We start from the raw sequence: 16862 nt of genomic DNA on the forward strand, positions 1-16862 counted from the left end.
CTATTTTACGCTTTCGCGAAAGCGTAACACAGACACAACGACTACCTTTGTATAAAAGCATATTGAAGAATGGGAATATTTAATTCGATTTTTGGAGGAGATAAAGAACCTCAAGAGGAAAAAACACCAATGCCGTGGAAACAACTCACCACACTCGAGCAACTGGATCAAATCGCAAAAGATTCTGAAACCAAGCCACAGGCGATATTTAAGCACTCTACAACCTGCGGTATAAGCCGTATGGCAATACGCCAGCTAGAGGCACAATATGATATAGACCCAAGCCAGCTTGATATCTATTACTTAGACCTTAAGGCGTACAGAGAAGTATCTAATGAGGTGGGATATAAATTTCAGGTAATGCACCAGAGCCCGCAGATTATATTGATTAAGAATGGAACAGCTGTGTATTCTGACAGCCACGGAGCGATAAGCGCACAAGCACTAGCCGAAAAGATTTAACCTAACGCTTTTTTTGTAACCCACGTTCTATAGCCAATAATGGCAAGCTGAAACTTTGTGGCTTGTGTAAGGTCAAGACCACGTTTTGAATAGGAGGGAAGTACTGCCTTATTAACTTTGGCAAGAAATTTATAGAGTGTTTGCATACCGTCAAAAGTAGCTAAAAAACAAAGCCGTAACGCAATACGTTACGGCTTTATTAGTTGGCTAATTCTGCTACGCGTTATGATAGTTAAGTAAAACTATGCACGTGTGCTTTTATGTGGTCCTTATACGTCTAGCAGTTGGGATGCTAGATGCGGCAGGAGGTGCAGGATATATTATCCTATAAGTATTTCTAAAATGGTAATGATTACTTGTGTCATAATGAATGGGTTTGGATTGAAAATGATTATTTAAAAAATTGATTGATGAATGTTGATTGATAAATGTTGATTGATGATTACTATTATTACTTACCTAGTTGTAAAAAGGTCGTTACAATGTAAGAGATGCTCAGGCTCACCATAAAGATGGTATAGATTCCTAATACTTTGTTTGTTTTTACTTGTTTCTGAGTGTGGACTGGCGTTTTCATAATAGTGAGATTTTGATTAGTAATTGTATCGTTGTTTGTTATTGATGAAGCAAAGAAGTCACCTTGAGCTCGATAAAACAAATAGAAATTAAGTTTTTAATGAAATTAACAGCAATATTGTAACTAAAAAAATAAGAACACTTTATATATGTAATTTAATTTTCTACGATTGTGTTACTAACTGTAATGTGTGCTGATTGATATTGCTGTATCTGTTAGTTTTGTAGAGGGTTTTTGAGCTCTTTTGAAAATCTGTAGCGGAAAAAGGGCTATAAATATGCTCAAAACGCTGTTTTCATTATTTTCGTCCAGTTTTTTACAAGAGTCGCTTGTAAAAAACAGCACATAAAAAAAGTCCGCTTTCTGACGGAAAGCGGACTTTTACTTAAGATTAAGTAATGCTCTATTCTTTTGTTTTAATTACGATTACACCATTAATAGCCTCTTTTCCGTAAAGTCTTACTGCTTTCTTTCCCTTAAAGACCTTTATGCTCTCAATATTGTCTGGCGCTAATCCAATCATTTGATCTTTTGTGATCTTTTTCTTATCTAAATAGTAAATAGGTTGATTGAGGTCATCACCTTTACCATTATCTGACTCAGGAAATAGCGTTTTTATTTTGTCTTTACTTTTATCAACTGCGGTAAACTCCTTAGCATTTACAAGTTCTTTGTAAAGAGCATCACTTTCTTGTATCTGTTCTCCCCATCTATTATAGTAGTCTCTTGAGCCATCTGGAGCTTCTACGTAGTAGTAGGTGTCTTTATTTAATTTGATGTAACCTGTTTTATTTTTTTTAGCTGTTTTCTTAAGCTTTTCCCTTTTTAATTTAATTTCCTCACGCTGCTGTTTCATTTGCATTTTCATACTATCACGCCTAGCCATTATATACTGGCGCATAGAGTCGCTTTGTGTACGGCCTTGCAGTTTTCTACGTTCATCCATACGAGCTCGCATATCTTGCTTGCTAGCTTTCATTTTTGTACGCATACTGTCTCTAGTATTCATCATAGCATCTCTGCGCTTTTTCATTTGAGTTCTCATATCATTGAGGTGCTCTTCTATCTCCATATCGCTTATAGCAGTTGCATCACCCATTCCAGAGCGTCCATCTGCATCTCTATATATATAGATATCTGCAATAGGCCTGTCACTTTGGACCACGTACTTTTTATTATTCCCAGCAGAATCTTGAAAATCTAATTTTATACTGGTAATCTCTCCTTGATTGTTATAATCGACATCTTCTATTTTTAGAGTTACTCTGTGTTTCTCCTTGAGAGACTTTTTAAGTGCATCTAGTTCATTAGGTTGCGAGTTTTTTGTTATTGTAAAGCTATAAGTTTCTTGAGAATTTAAAACCTTAGGTACCATTAGAGTATCTCTTAACTGGATTTTAGGATTTTGGTTTATAAACATTGTGTCTTTAACCACAACGGGTGGGTTATATGATGCTCTTGGATAATTCCCTTTATTTTCTTCCTCATAGCTCTCCCCATTTTTAATAAGTGCTCTGTCATAGACGGTGCCAGGCAAGTTTAAGAACTCAAGTTTATCTACATCAATTCGAAATGAAGTCCCTTTTTCTCCATTTTCTACAACATTAATATCTCCTTCATTAATACTAATTTGATATCCTTCCCAGGTTTTAGAGATATCTTTGGCGCGTTTGAAACGTGTATGGAAAACACGGTCTCCAGCAAACTTAGTTTGAAAGTCAAAACGTTTTATAATTCCACTTTCGGCTATTCTTCGATTTGAAAAGCGTATTAAGCTTTGCGGAAATCTTTCGGCAACTTCTTTTTCAATATTATCTAAATCTCGGGCTGTGCTATTTCTTGTAATTGTAAATTCATTGTTGCGTATTGGCTTAATAGAAGGTGTTTCCGCTTTCGCGAAAGCGGTATTATCCTCCTCCACATAAGTAGTCACTTCTTTTACGTTAAAAGAGTACATAAAGAGCGCAAGCACAGGAATGATAAGTGATAGCCTCCAAAGATTGTTTTTGTGGGATTGTGGTGTATTGATCATAACGATTCGTTTTTTGATAAATGATTGATAAAATTGATTAGTAAGTGCTGGCGCAAATGAGGGGGATGAGACCTGTACCAGCGTGCGTTGATATTGTTTTGGATTCTTAATTTCTTGTATAGCTTGATGATCTGCTATGTATTCTAGATTTTGCTCAAGACTATTTTTATACATCCAGGCAAAGGGGTTACACCATTGTATAACAAGCGTTATTTGAGATAAGAGCATATCTAGAGAGTGCCTTTGCTGTGCGTGCACTTTTTCGTGAGCGATAATCATCTCTAGTTCTTCTGGCGTGTGAAGCGCAGGATTGTAAACAATTTTTGAAAAGAAAGAAAACGGACTTATTGCTCTTGTAACTGCTACAAATGTATAGTGCCCTTTTGTACTGTGACTGCCAGATGCAATGAGCTGTCGCAAGGATATGTATTGCGCACAAAGCCTAAAGAGCATTATACAGACACCTATTATATATATTACGACAAGTGCTTGCCACCAGTTTACAGCTTGTTCTAAAGATTGTGATGCTACAGCAATGGGTGCTGTACTTACGGAGGTTACATCTAGAGCGGGCATCACAAGCGGTTGCGAGGGTATAATCACCTCAATCTCACGTGTAAATTCTATAAAAGGAAGGGTAATAGCAGCAATGATACCGGCTATAAAGTAATGCCTTTTTGCGGTAAACAAGGTGTTTTTATAAAGTACGGTAAGGTAGATTACATAGAAGAGCCCGAGTATGGAGGCGCTTTTTGCAAGGAGTATGAGCGTTTCCATAAGCTTATTTTTTTTCTATGATTGCTAGTATTTCTCTAAGCTCATCTGCAGAGATCTTTTCTTCTTTGGCAAAAAAGGAAACCATATTCTTATACGAGTTACCAAAATACTTTTGAGTAGTCGTCTCCATAAACTCCTTACGATATGACTCTAAAGACACGGTAGGGAAGTACTGGTGTGTTTTTCCAAAGGCCTGGTAGCCTACATATCCTTTATCTGCCAGATTTCTTATAATGGTAGAAACTGTATTATAATGATTGCCTTCTGGTAATGCGGCTACAACTTCTTTTACAAAGGCGCGCTCAAGCTTCCATAAAGCGTGCATAACCTGTTCTTCTTTATTTGTGAGTTTATCCATAAGAAACAATTTTATAATAGCGCTTTGCAAGCGATTGTATATTAGTGATTTGATTGATGATTCAAACATACAACTAAAAATATAGTCAAACAACTATTTTTATAGTTATATAACGAAATTTGTAGTTTATGAGAAGTTTAGGCATAAAAAAACCGTAAATAACTCATAGCTATTTACGGTCTAATGTATTACAATGTATGATACTAGAGTAGGGGTTATTGCCCTAAATAGTCTTGTGTCATTTGCACAAATGTTTTTATACCTAGTAGCATCCCGCTTTCATCTATATAAAAATCTGGTGTGTGGTGCGGGAACGCATCTGTGGTACCCGGAGTTTTACCTCCTAAGAAGAAATAAAGCCCAGGAACTTCTTTCTGAAAGAATGAAAAGTCTTCTGCACCAGTAATTGCTTTTATCACGTGTACGTTTTCTTTTCCAGCCGCCTTCTCTAGTGAAGGTACCATCTGGCTCGTAAGATTTTCATCATTATATGTAATAGGATACCCTTCAGGTATTGTAATGGTCGCTTCTGTGCGGTAAGCCGCAGCAATAGCCGGTACCATTTCCTTCATACGGTTATTAATATAAGTTTGCATATCATAATCTAGTGTACGTAATGTACCTATTATATGTGTTTCTTCTGGTATAATATTACTACGTACTCCCGCATTAATTTTACCTATAGATAATACTGCAGCCTCGTCTGTGAGGGGAATCTCACGTGATATGATGGTTTGTAAACCATCTATAATTTTTACGGCAGCCATAATAGGGTCACGACTTGTCCACGGGGTTGAGCCGTGGCTTTGTTTTCCTTTTATATGTATCTCAAAGCTCTGTGAAGCGGCCATAATACCACCAGGTTTATAGGCTATGGTATTTACATCTTGCCCAGAACCTATATGCAGGCCAAAAATGGCATCTACATCTGGGTTTTTAAGCACATTTTCTTTTACCATAAGCTCTGCACCACCTTCTTCGCCCGGAGGAGCGCCTTCCTCGGCTGGTTGAAAGATGAATTTTACGGTTCCTGCAAAGTCATTATTTTTTGCAAGTATCTCTGCCACGCCCATAAGGATTGCGATGTGTGTATCGTGACCACAGGCGTGCATTACAGGCACGGCCTCACCACGATATTCTCCCATTGTTTCAGATTTAAACGGTAAATCTGCACGTTCTTTTACGGGTAATCCATCTATATCTGCTCGTAGTGCGAGTACTTTTCCTTTTCGCTTTCCTTCTAGTATACCTACAACTCCGGTTTTGGCAACACCGGTTTGTACCTTCATCCCTAAGGATTTGAGATGTGTGGCTATTTTTTCGGCAGTTTTAAACTCTCTGTTTCCTAGTTCTGGATTTTGATGAAAGTCACGACGCCACTCTATGACCTTAGATTCTATGTCATTAATTTGTTGCTCTAGATTGTTTTGCGCTTTCGCGAAAGCGAATACCAAAAAGGCTACTGCTGCGAGTTTTAGTTTCATAAGTATGATTTGCTGTTTTATGTGGTTAATGTACAAATGATTTGTGAAATGCTACAGTTTTATAAAATGATAGTTTTTAAAAATGGAGCAAAAAAAAATCCCTAGTGGCTAGCTAGGGATTTAATACATTTAGTGGAATCTAAATGATTTAGTATCCTGGGTTTTGTTCAAGTTGAGATAGCTCAATCTCTCTATTAGGAATAGGGAAGATTGTTTTATCTGCTCCAAATGCGCTCTCCACTTCGTTAGGCATTCCTGCTCTTCTTAAGTCAAGACCATTTCTTAACAAGTCCATTCTACGTTGCCCTTCAAAGGCAAGTTCTTTACGACGCTCGTTTAAGATATCATCAAGTGTTACAGCAGAAAGTGCTACAAGACCTGCACGTGCTCTAAGTAGGTTGATATCTGTAAGAGGATCTGCACCTATAGATGAACCGTTTCTTAAGTTAGCCTCGGCTCTTGTAAGGTATGCTTCAGTAATTCTAAGTACTGGAGCGTTATCTGCATTGTTTACTCCGTCAGGAAACTTTGCAGTAAATACACGTGCGTTACCTGGTGCAGATGTACCTATCTGAATAAGATCTGTGTATCTAGCATCTGGTACTGGGTTTCCTTCATCATCAAGAAGTGGGTTTCCATCTTCATCAATTTGGAATTCTTCAAGGTATGCAGCAATTAAGTTATCTGTAAATGGTGCATCACCACGACCTGTTGGAGCTGGGTTAGTAAGACCTGAGAATCCTTGACCTGAGTCTTGTCCATCTGCAGATGTGTTTACTAATGTAAATAAGTGCTCTGGAGACTGGTCATTGTAAAACTCATAATTTTCCGCTAGTTGGAAAGAACTGTTTATCGCATCGTTAGATAGGGTAGCAGCTTCTTCAAAACGCTCTTGGTATAAGTACAGACGTGCTAGTAACTGTTGTGCAGCTGCTTGCGTTGCTCTTGAGTTATCACTGTTTGTAAGTGCTGGAATTGCATCTACAAGGTCAATCTCAATCTGTGTGTGTACTTCATTAAGTGTTGCTCTTTTTGGGAATAGTTCCTCATCTGTAGCCGTACTAGGGTTAACTGGGTTAACTACTAATGGCACAGCTAGGTTTGTACCTCCACCTACTTGAAGTGGTTGTGCAAAAAGATCTGCAAGCTTAAAGTATACTAGGGCTCTCATAAATTTTGCTTGCGCAACAATGTTTGCTCTATCTTCTTCAAGAAAAGTCTCATCTGCAATTTCTGGTACAAAAGCAATTACTCTGTTTGCAGCATTAATCACTTCATAACTATCATCATAAATACCCTGTATAGAAGTATTTGTAGATCTTGTGTCATACGTTCTAATGTCGTTAAATGTTGGGAAAGACCCTACAAAATCAACATTATCAGACTGCCATTCTGTAGCTAGGGCAGAGGTACCGTTAAGTACATCATCTTGCTGTGCAAGACTGTAAACCCCTACTAGTGCACCGTTTGCACCTGCTTCACTAGAGAATACTTGCTCAGGAGACTGATCGTCTTCTGGCAGTATGTCTAAATCGTCCTCACAAGAGTAGAACCCTACGCTCAAAAGGAAAATAAGTGTGTATTTAAAAATTTTCATATTGTTATTTGGTTTTATATTATAATTGGATCGTTGCTCCAAAGATGAAAGACTTTGATTGTGGTGGAGTAAAGAAAGTTTCTCCTTGTCCTAAAGCAGCACTTGTATCTGTCACCTCTGGATCAATACCTTCTAAGTCGCTTCCTTTTATAGTAATAAGGTTTGTTGCAGTAGCATATAACCTTATGTTTTTAACGTGTCTAGTCTTATCTAATACTGACTTAGGAATTGTGTATCCTAACGTTACATTCTTAAATCTTAAGAAAGAACCATCTCTTAACTGAGCAGTAGATCTCTGTGCAAACGTGTTAAATGTTGGGCTATCAAAAGCAGGTACAAAAGCATTGTCACCTGGTTGTTGCCATACATTTAATAAAGCAGCTCTGTTGTTAAACGATCCAGAAGCAGCGTTATCTGTAAAACGTAATCCGTCTACATAGATATCGTTACCAACACTAAAGTTAGTCAAGACGTTTAAGTCAAAGTTTTTGTACTTGAACGTGTTTGTAAGTCCTCCTACAAAGTCTGGGTTTGCATCTCCTGCAATAACTCTATCTGTTGATGGGTTAGGATTTGTAGTTGCATTACCATCTGCGTCTAGCCACTCTGCATCACCAGTTTGTGGGTTTACACCTTTGTAACGTACTAAGTAGAATGTGTTAATAGACTCACCTACGATTGCTCTTTGAGAAGCAGATCCAGCTATAAATTCTCTACCTTCTGTATCGATAGATGCTCCTGGTAAAGAAATTACCTCGTTTGTATTGAAACCTATATTAAGAGTTGTTGTCCATTTAAAATCACCGTCTCTAAAGTTATTAGAAGTAAGGCTAACGTCAAAACCTCTGTTTTCAATCTCACCTACGTTACGAGCAATGGTATTATTTGTACCTGCTGCAGTAGAGATAGGAAGTGGAAGGTTTAAGATAAGGTCATCTGTTCTCTTTTTATAATAATCAACACTAAAAGAAATTCTGTTGTTAAAAAGATCTCCTGCTAGTCCTATATCAAAAGCTTTAGAACGTTCCCATTTTAAATCTGGGTTTGGTGCAGAAACAGGAGCAAGACCAGCTTGATCATTGTACTGTCCAAAAGTACCACCACTGTAAAGTGCTAGTGACTGGAAGTTACCTATACGGTCGTTACCTGTTGTACCGAAACTTGCTCTAAGTTTAAGGTTATTAATCCAAGAACTATCTTCTAAGAATTTTTCTTCAGAAAGGTTCCAAGCACCACCTAGTGCGAAGAATGTACCAAAACGGTTGTCTGCTCCAAAACGTGATGATCCATCACGACGTAAAGAACCTTCAAGAACGTATTTACTATCATAAGCATAGTTTACACGTGCAAAGTAACCTACAAGGCTGTTTGCTGTAGCACTAGATGTAGTTGTAGTCTTTTGTGCAGCAGACTCGATGTTTAAACTAGAATCACTAGCAAAACCTGTACCTGCAACTGCAATAGTTCTAATTGTATTCTCTTCATAAGAGATACCTGCTACTGCTCCTAAGTCGTGCTTATCTCCAAATGTAGTATCGTAGTTAAGCGTGTTTGTTAAGATATAACGATTGTCTTGTGCATAAAAGTTAGATCCTGTTCCTCCTGGTGAGTTAAGCTCAAAAGAACGTTGTTGCTCTTCTACAAGAACTCTATCAATACCAAAACGAGAGTTGAAAGTCAATCCTTCAAATAAAGAAACCTTTGCAGATACGTTACCTGTCGTTCTTGTAACATCTGAATCATTGATATCTAGCGATTCAATAGCAATTGTGTTTGCAATAAATCCAGTGTTTACTAGATTTCCATTCTCATCTCTAGGTTGTACCCAAGGACGTATTAAATAAGCAGAAGTAAGCGGAGCAAACGTACTGTTTTCTGCACCTACACGGTCAAACTCATTTCTTGTAATCCCTATGTTTGCACCTATTTCTAACCAATCTGTTGCAGTGTGGTTAATGTTTAAACGACCAGCACGTCTTTTTAAATCATTACCAATGATGAATCCTTCTTCATCTTTAAAGTTTGTGCTTATGTAGAAAGAAGTTTTCTCACTACCACCACTTACAGATGCGTCTATATTGTTTGAGATTCCTGTTCTTGTAACACCATCTACCCAGTTAAATCCACCTTGAGGAAGATCTGCAACGTTGTCAATACCAAAGTAGTTTGCATCTACAGCATATTGTCTAAACTCATCTGCATTCATCATATCAAATGTGTCTGTAGATTCACTGATTCCAGTACTAACGTTTAAAGTAACCGTAGTTTGTCCTCCTTTAGAACCAGATTTTGTAGTTACAATTACAACACCGTTAGACCCACGAGAACCGTAGATAGCCGTTGCCGAAGCATCTTTTAATACAGAGATAGACTCTATATCATTTGGGTTGATGTTTGCAAGTGGGTTAAGACCTTGGTTTGCACCTTGGTTCGATGTAAGGTCTGTATCGTTAAGTGGTACACCATCTACAACAAATAGTGGTCTAGATCCAGATGATACTGAAGCGACACCTCTAATCTTAATAGTAGGAGCTGCTCCAAGTACACCAGAAGACTGTACTACTTGTACACCTGCTGCTTGGCCTTGTAGTAACTCTTGTGGTGAGTTTGCTGGGATATCTTTAATAGCATCCTGACCAACTACAGATACAGATTGAACATTTTTCTTTTTTGTTTGTGAACCAAAAGCTACAATAACGACCTCATCCAGCGCATTATCTTCTTCTAGCGTCACATTAATAATAGTCTGATTTCCTACAGGAATAGAAACTTCTTTAAAGCCTACATAGCTAAAAGTTAATACATCTGTTGATGATGCTTCTATAGAGAAGTTTCCATCAAAATCAGTTTGCGTACCCGTAGTGGTACCTTGAATTAAAACACTGGCTCCTGGTAGCGGGCCATTCTGTTCCTTCACCGTACCTGTTATTGTTTTTTGGGCTAAAGTGACTTGCGCCATAAAACCTAAAAGAACCAAAAACAGATACTTTTTGATAATAGTTTTTTTCATGTATGTATGTTTTTAATGATGCAATAAAATTATTCAATTAGGGTAATCGTTAAGAATGTCATATCACAATTAACCTAAGTTTATCATAAATTTAAGAATTCGCATTTTGTGTTAAAATTTCCTACAAAAATCCTTTAACATTTATAACTATTTGAAAATCCATTAAGTAGGAATTTTCTTAACATTTTGGGCGTCGAGTTTTAATAAATGTTTAACTAAAAATGGTCTTAAAGTTTATCTTAAAGTAACACTGACGTTAACATTTATTTATGATAATTATATCTTAATAAAAACTAAAAAAGCGCCTCTTCACAAGGAAGAGACGCTCTATAAATCGTGTTTTGTTTAGCTTATTTAGAAAGGTAATCTACTGTAAGCTGACTAAGCGCTTTTACACCTAGCTGAAATCCGCTTTCATCTATATAGAAATCTGGGGTGTGATGCGGGAATGCTTCTTTGTTTCCAGGAGTCATTCCACCTAAAAAGAAATAAAATCCAGGCACTTTTTCTTGAAAGAAAGAGAAATCTTCACCACCAGTAACTGCTTTCTGTAATTGTACATTTTCGGCACCGCTTACTTTTTGAAGTGTTGGTAATGATTGCGCCGTAAGATCAAGGTCGTTATAGGTTACAACGGTCATATTTTGCCATTCAATTTCTGCCTCACCACCGTAAGCCTTCGCAATGTCGCGTGCCATCTCATTCATACGTCTTATGATTTTTTCACGCATATCTGGATCAAGCGTACGTACAGTACCTATCATTTCTGCACTTTCTGGTATTATATTAAAACGTAATCCAGAAGTTATCTTACCCACAGTTATTACCGCAGCTTCTTCTGTTAAGTTACTCTCACGAGAGATAATACTTTGAAAACCGTCTATAATTTGAGCAGAGATAAGAATAGGGTCTACACCAGACCACGGCTGGCTACCGTGTGATTGCTTTCCTTTTACTTTTACAACAAAGCGCTCTGTTGCGGCCATAGTGCCTCCTGGTTTATATCGTATAGTTCCCACGGGTGTAGCGCTATTAATATGTAACCCAAAAATAGCATCTACCTGAGGATTTTGTAATACACCTTCTTTCACCATAAGTTTTGCACCTCCTTCTTCACCTGGTGGTGGTCCCTCTTCTGCAGGTTGAAAGACAAACTTTACAGAGCCTTTTATTTTATCCTTATTCTTAGCCAGTACTTCTGCTACACCCATAAGTATAGCCGTGTGAGTATCGTGACCACAAGCGTGCATTACACCAGTTTCGGCCCCTAGGAATGTGGTAGTTACATTAGATTTAAAAGGAAGGTCATTACGCTCTGTAACTGGTAATGCATCTATATCTGCTCGCAGTGCAACCACTTTACCTGGTAAATCTCCTTTTAATAGTCCTACAACACCAGTCTTTGCGACACCAGTTTGTACTTCTATACCTAGTGATTTTAAATGTTTGGCTATTTTTTCGGCGGTTTTAAACTCTCTGTTTCCTAGTTCAGGGTTTTGATGAAAGTCTCTGCGCCATTCTATTACTTTATCTTTTACTGCAGCGATGTCTTGATCAAAAGAGGTTTGCGCTTTCGCGAAAGCGGAAACTAAAATAGTCCCTACAATACATAAGGTTTTTGTGTATTTCATATAGTTGTTATTAAGCAGACTCACATTTTGAGTCCATATGGTATTAGGTTAATCTCTTATAATAATACTAGGAAATGCTACTGGACTCTCGTGACCATCCTTACCTACAGCAGCGACGCCAAAGAAAAAGTTATCTATCACAATACCTTTAAGAGTGGCACTTGTACCATTTAAAATAAGTCTTGAGTGGTCCCAAGTAGGAGAGGTGGTGTCTCTCCAGTACACTTTATAAGCTACTGCACCCTCTACGGCATCCCATTGTAAACGTGCATTTGCCTCAACAATACCACCTATACCTACGTTACTAGGAGTAGGAGGTGCCCAGGCGATGCTCGCAAGGTTAATAGCGTTTACGGCTGTAAGTTTTGCATTATAGGGGAAGTTTACGTGCTCAAAGGTATCACCATAATTTATTCCATTTTCTGTACGTATGTCTTGGTGTTGCTGTGTGTAATTTTCGTGTGCTTCCATTATACGTATTCCAGCAAATCCAGCGTCGTTAAAAGGTCTGTGGTGACCACCACGGCCAAAACGGTCTAGTCTATAAATCATCATAGGGTTCATCTCTGGCATATACGTTTTTGTGGTTTTATAAATAAAACGAGCCAGTTGTCTTGATATACCATCTACCTCACCGCCATAAAATCGTCTTGCGTTGCGCTGTCCCTCTGTCTCAGTAGGAGGGACTGGCTCAGAAAATATTCTAAAAGTTCTATTATCTATCACTCCATCTACACCTTCTATATTACCTATCATATCATTGTTCATAATACCTATAATCTCCCAGCCTTGCTCTTTTGCATACGCTGCGAGCCCTTTTCCTCCAAAGAGTCCTTGCTCTTCTCCAGAGAGGCCTACATATATGATACTGTTTTCAAAAGTATATTTTGATAATACTCTTGCCGCCTCTAGTGTACCAGCCATACCGCTAGCATTATCATTTGCGCCAGGTGCGTCATCTGTATAATTTGTAGGATCAGAAATTCTACTATCTATATCACCGCTCATTAGTATGTAACGGTTAGGGTACTTGCTACCTCTCTGTACAGCAACAACATTTACTACCACTACATCCTTTACAATACGAGGATTTGTACCTTTTTTTACAAGGTCACTCTGGTAAAAAACATCTAGACAGTTATTACAAGCTTGAGATGTTTTTTCAAACTCACTTTTGATCCATCTTCTAGCTGCGCCTATGCCGCGAGTGTTTGAAACGGTATCACTTAGGGTGTGTCTTGTTCCAAAATCTGCAAGTTTTTTTACATCTGCCCGTAATCTGTCTTCAGATACGGCATCTATAATATCATAAATTCTTGTATCTGTTTGCGCTACACTTGTACCTATAGAAAGGCAAAATGTAAAAGCGGTAAGTACAGAAGTAGTGATGAGTTGTTTTGGGTTTGGAATGTGTAGGGTGGGTAATTTTTTTAACATTGATATAAAGTATAAATTTTTGTTTTAAAGATAGTAAAGAATGTGTTGACGTGTAGACCGCTTTCGCGAAAGCGTATATATAAACCTTACAGCACAACCGAAGCAACTCAAGATTTACTCCACTAGCTCAATCGTTCCAAAAATACCTGCGTCTATCCAGCCTCTGTTTTTATCTTCACCTGGCACGGCTACAGAGCCTATAAAGTTTTCTCGCTCTTCACTTGCATCATTATCACAATAGGCTAGGGCAAAGCCCATTTTTTTATTAGGTGCTAGTATTTTTTGCTCGTTAACACCACCATCTTTATAAGTAGCGTCATAGATGGTCATCTTACACTCCCATAGCATCGTATTTTCTCCTATAGTTGTAGTTTTAGATTGTACGTGGCTATTGTACAATGTAGGTGTTTTACCTGGAGCAACATCTACCACATTACCGTCTAGTGCTACGTGATATGCAAATGCATTGTGGGTAAACTGGTGACCACCGCCGGAGTTATCTTCATCTATAAAAATCTCTAGGCAGTCATCATCCCACCATAGGGTGAGTGGGTCTTTTTCTTTGTCATAAATTACGTCATCTGTAATTTCGGCAAGTATATATAGGGCTTCTGGGGTCCAAGCAAGTTTATAGCGGCCAGCGAAGTCTTGATCAGTATAGTCATCTCCCAGCCATTTTTGATTTAATTGTTGCCAGCTCACAGCTTTCCATATGGGATCATCTGCCTTTCCGTCAAGCTCGGGTGCAATAGTGGCTTTTTGAACTTGTCGTAACTGGTGGTCTATCTTATTATTAGGTATCTCGCTTGTATCTTCAACAAGGTCTGAAGATGAGGATGCAGTTGTTGTAGATTCTTTACAACTCGATAATACAAGTGTGAGTAAACAGAAGGTTAATAAGTTTTTCATTAATATTATAATTTGTTGATTTTTTGTGTAATAATACCAGAGCTTGTAAAGACTTTTACAAAATAGATACCAGATGGTGTACCACTAAATGTTACTGGTGATAGGGTGGCCTGCGAGACTATTAATTGTCCGGTGATATTGTAGATTTCGAGTTTCTCCACGGTTGTGTTTGGAGCGCTTATGTGGAGCGTCTCGCGTACTGGGTTAGGATAGATTACTATATCATTTTGTGTAGTAACATCTTCTGTAGCTAGAGTTCCTGAAACTACAAACCTAAGCGTAGCCTGAGAGTTAGGACCTGTTTGATTAAGCCAGAAGGTATAAGCTCCGGTAGGTAGTGGTGGGGTAAAGCCTGTGCCTAGTTGCCCAATTTGTGGTAGTAAATCTGTGTCTAGATTACCGCTACCATACGTCATACCTCCTAGTAAATCACTTGCCGTTGTAGTCATTGCATCTGTTGTAAACGCATTACCTTCCTGCAAACCAAGAAATGCCTCATTATTGGTACCCTCTGCGGTATAACTGTCAAGAACAAGTTGATCTAGCTGTAAATCTGGAGGTAGGGTGATCGTAATATAATCTATATCACGAGGATTACCTTGTTGATCTGCTGTAATGCTATTATCTCCTACCTCGAGGATAAAAGGACCACTAGGAGCGTCAAATTGGTCTGAGAGGTCACCGTCAGTCTCCTCATTATAAGTAAAGCCTTGAGCAGTGGCAATCACAGATGTGAGTATGAATCCCATACTCAAAATAAGCTGCCTATTCATTTTTGTCTTCATTGTGTTATTGTTTTTCATCTTTGTGATATATATGATTACTCAGATTTTGGTTGTGAGATTGTAGATACAATAGCAATCTGATTACCGCTAGGGGCAATAGCAAAGCGCGTGATGTCTTGTAGTGCTGTATCTGTAAAACTATAGAAGACCTTCCAATTGTTTTTTTCTTTGACATAAATGGTATTCCCCTTTGCTGCAAGTAATCTACCATCTGGTAGCCAGTTTATATCTTCTACGCCCTCATCTAGCGGTATAATATTCTTCATCTTTTTTGTAGCTGGGTCAATAGATTTTACCATCCAGGGTTGTGAAGTTTTGTCTATAAAACTTACTAAAGGAGTCTCAGGTATTTTATGAAAAGATCTGCCTACTGCTATCTTCAAGTCTTCTTTTTCTTTACTATCAAAGTGATGAATTACTAGGTGTAAATTATTCTCAACAATATCTGCTCCTACAATGGTATTCTTGTCATCCCACGTATAGTAAGCCACTACCGCATCTTTAACTAGGGTAGGGGTTTCTGTTTTTCTAGGTAGGTAATGATATAAACGCTGTAAGCCATCTGGATCTAGACGTACTGCAGAGATCCCTCGTTTACCCATCATAAACTGCGGAGAGTATTCTCCTCCTTGAGTACTTATGTTAAACTGTTTTGAAGTGCCTCTCGTGTACTGTATGATTTCTGTTTGGCCTTCACGAGTACCCGCATATATAATTACATTATCTGCTAGAAACTGTGGCTGGTTATCATAACCTTTATTCTGACTAATGTTTCTTTTGTTGTTAAGCACAGGTTTTTCTTGCGTGGCATCTATATCAAACAGAAAAATCTCTGTATCAGATTGTGACCTCACAAACGTAATTGAAAGCAGATGTAACAGTAGTAATAGGTTTTTCATAATTAAACGTGTTGATGGTTTTTGTTACGCTTTCGCGAAAGCGTGATACTACATTTTTCGAGGTTTTGTTGAGTCATAATCACTATCTAGATCATCTGTCTCATAAGTACTATCACTAGCATAAGTCGTTGATGACGAATCATAGCTAGTATTATTTTTATTTGATCTTAGATCGTGAGGTTCAAGGCTATTATATGAATAGTTTGTAGTACTAGATGAAGATAAATAGGTGGTTCCTGTCATTTTATTCCAGGCGGGAACTCCTAAAAAATCACTTAGTGTTACAGCATCTGTTTCTATACTTTTTCTGTGGCCGTGATCAACAATATTATAACGGCTACCATCTTCAAATACAAGATTAATCTCATAGCTGGTGTAAGAGCTTTTATCACCACGCACACGCTCTGGTAAAATTTGTAAAGCCTTTATGGTGTCTAGCTTAAAATTATGTGCATCTTCTTGCACAGTTAGGCTTGTTATTTCTTTCTTTTTACTTCTATGAAAATAGCCTGATGATTTATTAAATGTAATAGTGCTATTGAATTTTTTAATAATAAAGATCCCAACGCCAATAAAGATAAGAGGAACTAATGCAAAAAGTACACCTTCACTTTTAAATCCAAATTTTGAAATAGCAGTGATGCCTAATACTGTAAAAACAAGAGGAAAAATGATAAATAGCGCTCCAAATATTTTTCCAAAAGAGGAGGCTTTATATTGCAGCTCTGTATCAGAAATCTGTACTAATTTTTTTGTCTTAAAGTTTGCGCCACCACCAGCCTTAGGAGACCAACTCACCTTACTGGCAAGCTCATCGTTAAATACACCAGGATCAAAAGCTGTAGTTTTTGTAGCTTGAACGAGGTTTTTTATAAAATTAGAAAGTCCCATTGTACTAAAATAG

At 37.9% G+C, this 16862-nt stretch carries 14 protein-coding genes; 1 reads left to right on the forward strand and 13 read right to left on the reverse strand.

Annotated features, from left to right (window positions below):
• Positions 1 to 69: 69 nt before the first annotated feature.
• Complete coding sequence (gene ytxJ / locus I597_RS10195; protein ID WP_035324835.1) at positions 70 to 462, forward strand: bacillithiol system redox-active protein YtxJ; 393 nt, start codon at positions 70 to 72, stop codon at positions 460 to 462.
• On the opposite strand, the gene I597_RS10200 is transcribed toward ytxJ, so the two are convergent.
• The 13 genes from I597_RS10200 to I597_RS10255 form a co-directional block, all read right to left on the reverse strand.
• Positions 459 to 608 carry a hypothetical protein gene (locus tag I597_RS10200; RefSeq protein WP_035324834.1) on the reverse strand — a complete coding sequence of 50 codons (150 nt, stop codon included), beginning with the start codon at positions 606 to 608 and terminating at the stop codon, positions 459 to 461. The genes ytxJ and I597_RS10200 overlap by 4 nt on opposite strands.
• 305 nt (positions 609 to 913) lie before the next feature.
• Positions 914 to 1039, reverse strand: coding sequence for a hypothetical protein (locus tag I597_RS15110; protein ID WP_257724720.1), 126 nt, complete (start codon positions 1037 to 1039; stop codon positions 914 to 916).
• Between the two features lie 403 nt (positions 1040 to 1442).
• Positions 1443 to 3848: a M56 family metallopeptidase gene (locus tag I597_RS10205; RefSeq protein ID WP_035324833.1), complete on the reverse strand. Its 2406-nt coding sequence runs from the start codon at positions 3846 to 3848 to the stop codon at positions 1443 to 1445.
• A 4-nt stretch (positions 3849 to 3852) separates the two neighbouring features.
• A complete protein-coding gene (locus I597_RS10210; protein WP_035324832.1) occupies positions 3853 to 4206 on the reverse strand; it encodes a BlaI/MecI/CopY family transcriptional regulator in 354 nt (117 codons plus the stop codon).
• A gap of 215 nt (positions 4207 to 4421) precedes the next feature.
• Positions 4422 to 5690, reverse strand: coding sequence for an amidohydrolase (locus I597_RS10215; protein WP_035324831.1), 1269 nt, complete (start codon positions 5688 to 5690; stop codon positions 4422 to 4424).
• A gap of 148 nt (positions 5691 to 5838) precedes the next feature.
• Entirely contained in the window at positions 5839 to 7287 is a 1449-nt protein-coding gene (locus tag I597_RS10220; RefSeq protein WP_035324830.1) for a RagB/SusD family nutrient uptake outer membrane protein, read from the reverse strand.
• Positions 7288 to 7306: 19 nt separating this feature from the next.
• Positions 7307 to 10297, reverse strand: coding sequence for a SusC/RagA family TonB-linked outer membrane protein (locus I597_RS10225; protein ID WP_035324829.1), 2991 nt, complete (start codon positions 10295 to 10297; stop codon positions 7307 to 7309).
• 350 nt (positions 10298 to 10647) lie between these two features.
• Complete coding sequence (locus tag I597_RS10230; protein ID WP_035324828.1) at positions 10648 to 11928, reverse strand: amidohydrolase; 1281 nt, start codon at positions 11926 to 11928, stop codon at positions 10648 to 10650.
• 48 nt (positions 11929 to 11976) lie between these two features.
• The gene (locus I597_RS10235) at positions 11977 to 13365 is read right to left on the reverse strand and encodes a M28 family peptidase (RefSeq protein ID WP_236626627.1); all 1389 of its coding nucleotides are present in this window, start codon (positions 13363 to 13365) and stop codon (positions 11977 to 11979) included.
• 114 nt (positions 13366 to 13479) lie between these two features.
• Positions 13480 to 14274: a sugar-binding protein gene (locus I597_RS10240; RefSeq protein ID WP_035324827.1), complete on the reverse strand. Its 795-nt coding sequence runs from the start codon at positions 14272 to 14274 to the stop codon at positions 13480 to 13482.
• A 5-nt stretch (positions 14275 to 14279) separates the two neighbouring features.
• Positions 14280 to 15059 (reverse strand): T9SS type A sorting domain-containing protein, encoded by a 780-nt coding sequence (locus tag I597_RS10245; protein ID WP_035324826.1) that lies wholly within the window; start codon positions 15057 to 15059, stop codon positions 14280 to 14282.
• Positions 15060 to 15094: 35 nt separating this feature from the next.
• Complete coding sequence (locus tag I597_RS10250; protein ID WP_035324825.1) at positions 15095 to 15958, reverse strand: TolB-like translocation protein; 864 nt, start codon at positions 15956 to 15958, stop codon at positions 15095 to 15097.
• 48 nt (positions 15959 to 16006) lie between these two features.
• Positions 16007 to 16849 (reverse strand): hypothetical protein, encoded by an 843-nt coding sequence (locus I597_RS10255; protein WP_035324824.1) that lies wholly within the window; start codon positions 16847 to 16849, stop codon positions 16007 to 16009.
• Positions 16850 to 16862: the final 13 nt, after the last annotated feature.

The organism is Dokdonia donghaensis DSW-1 (assembly GCF_001653755.1).
Lineage (GTDB): Bacteria > Bacteroidota > Bacteroidia > Flavobacteriales > Flavobacteriaceae > Dokdonia > Dokdonia donghaensis.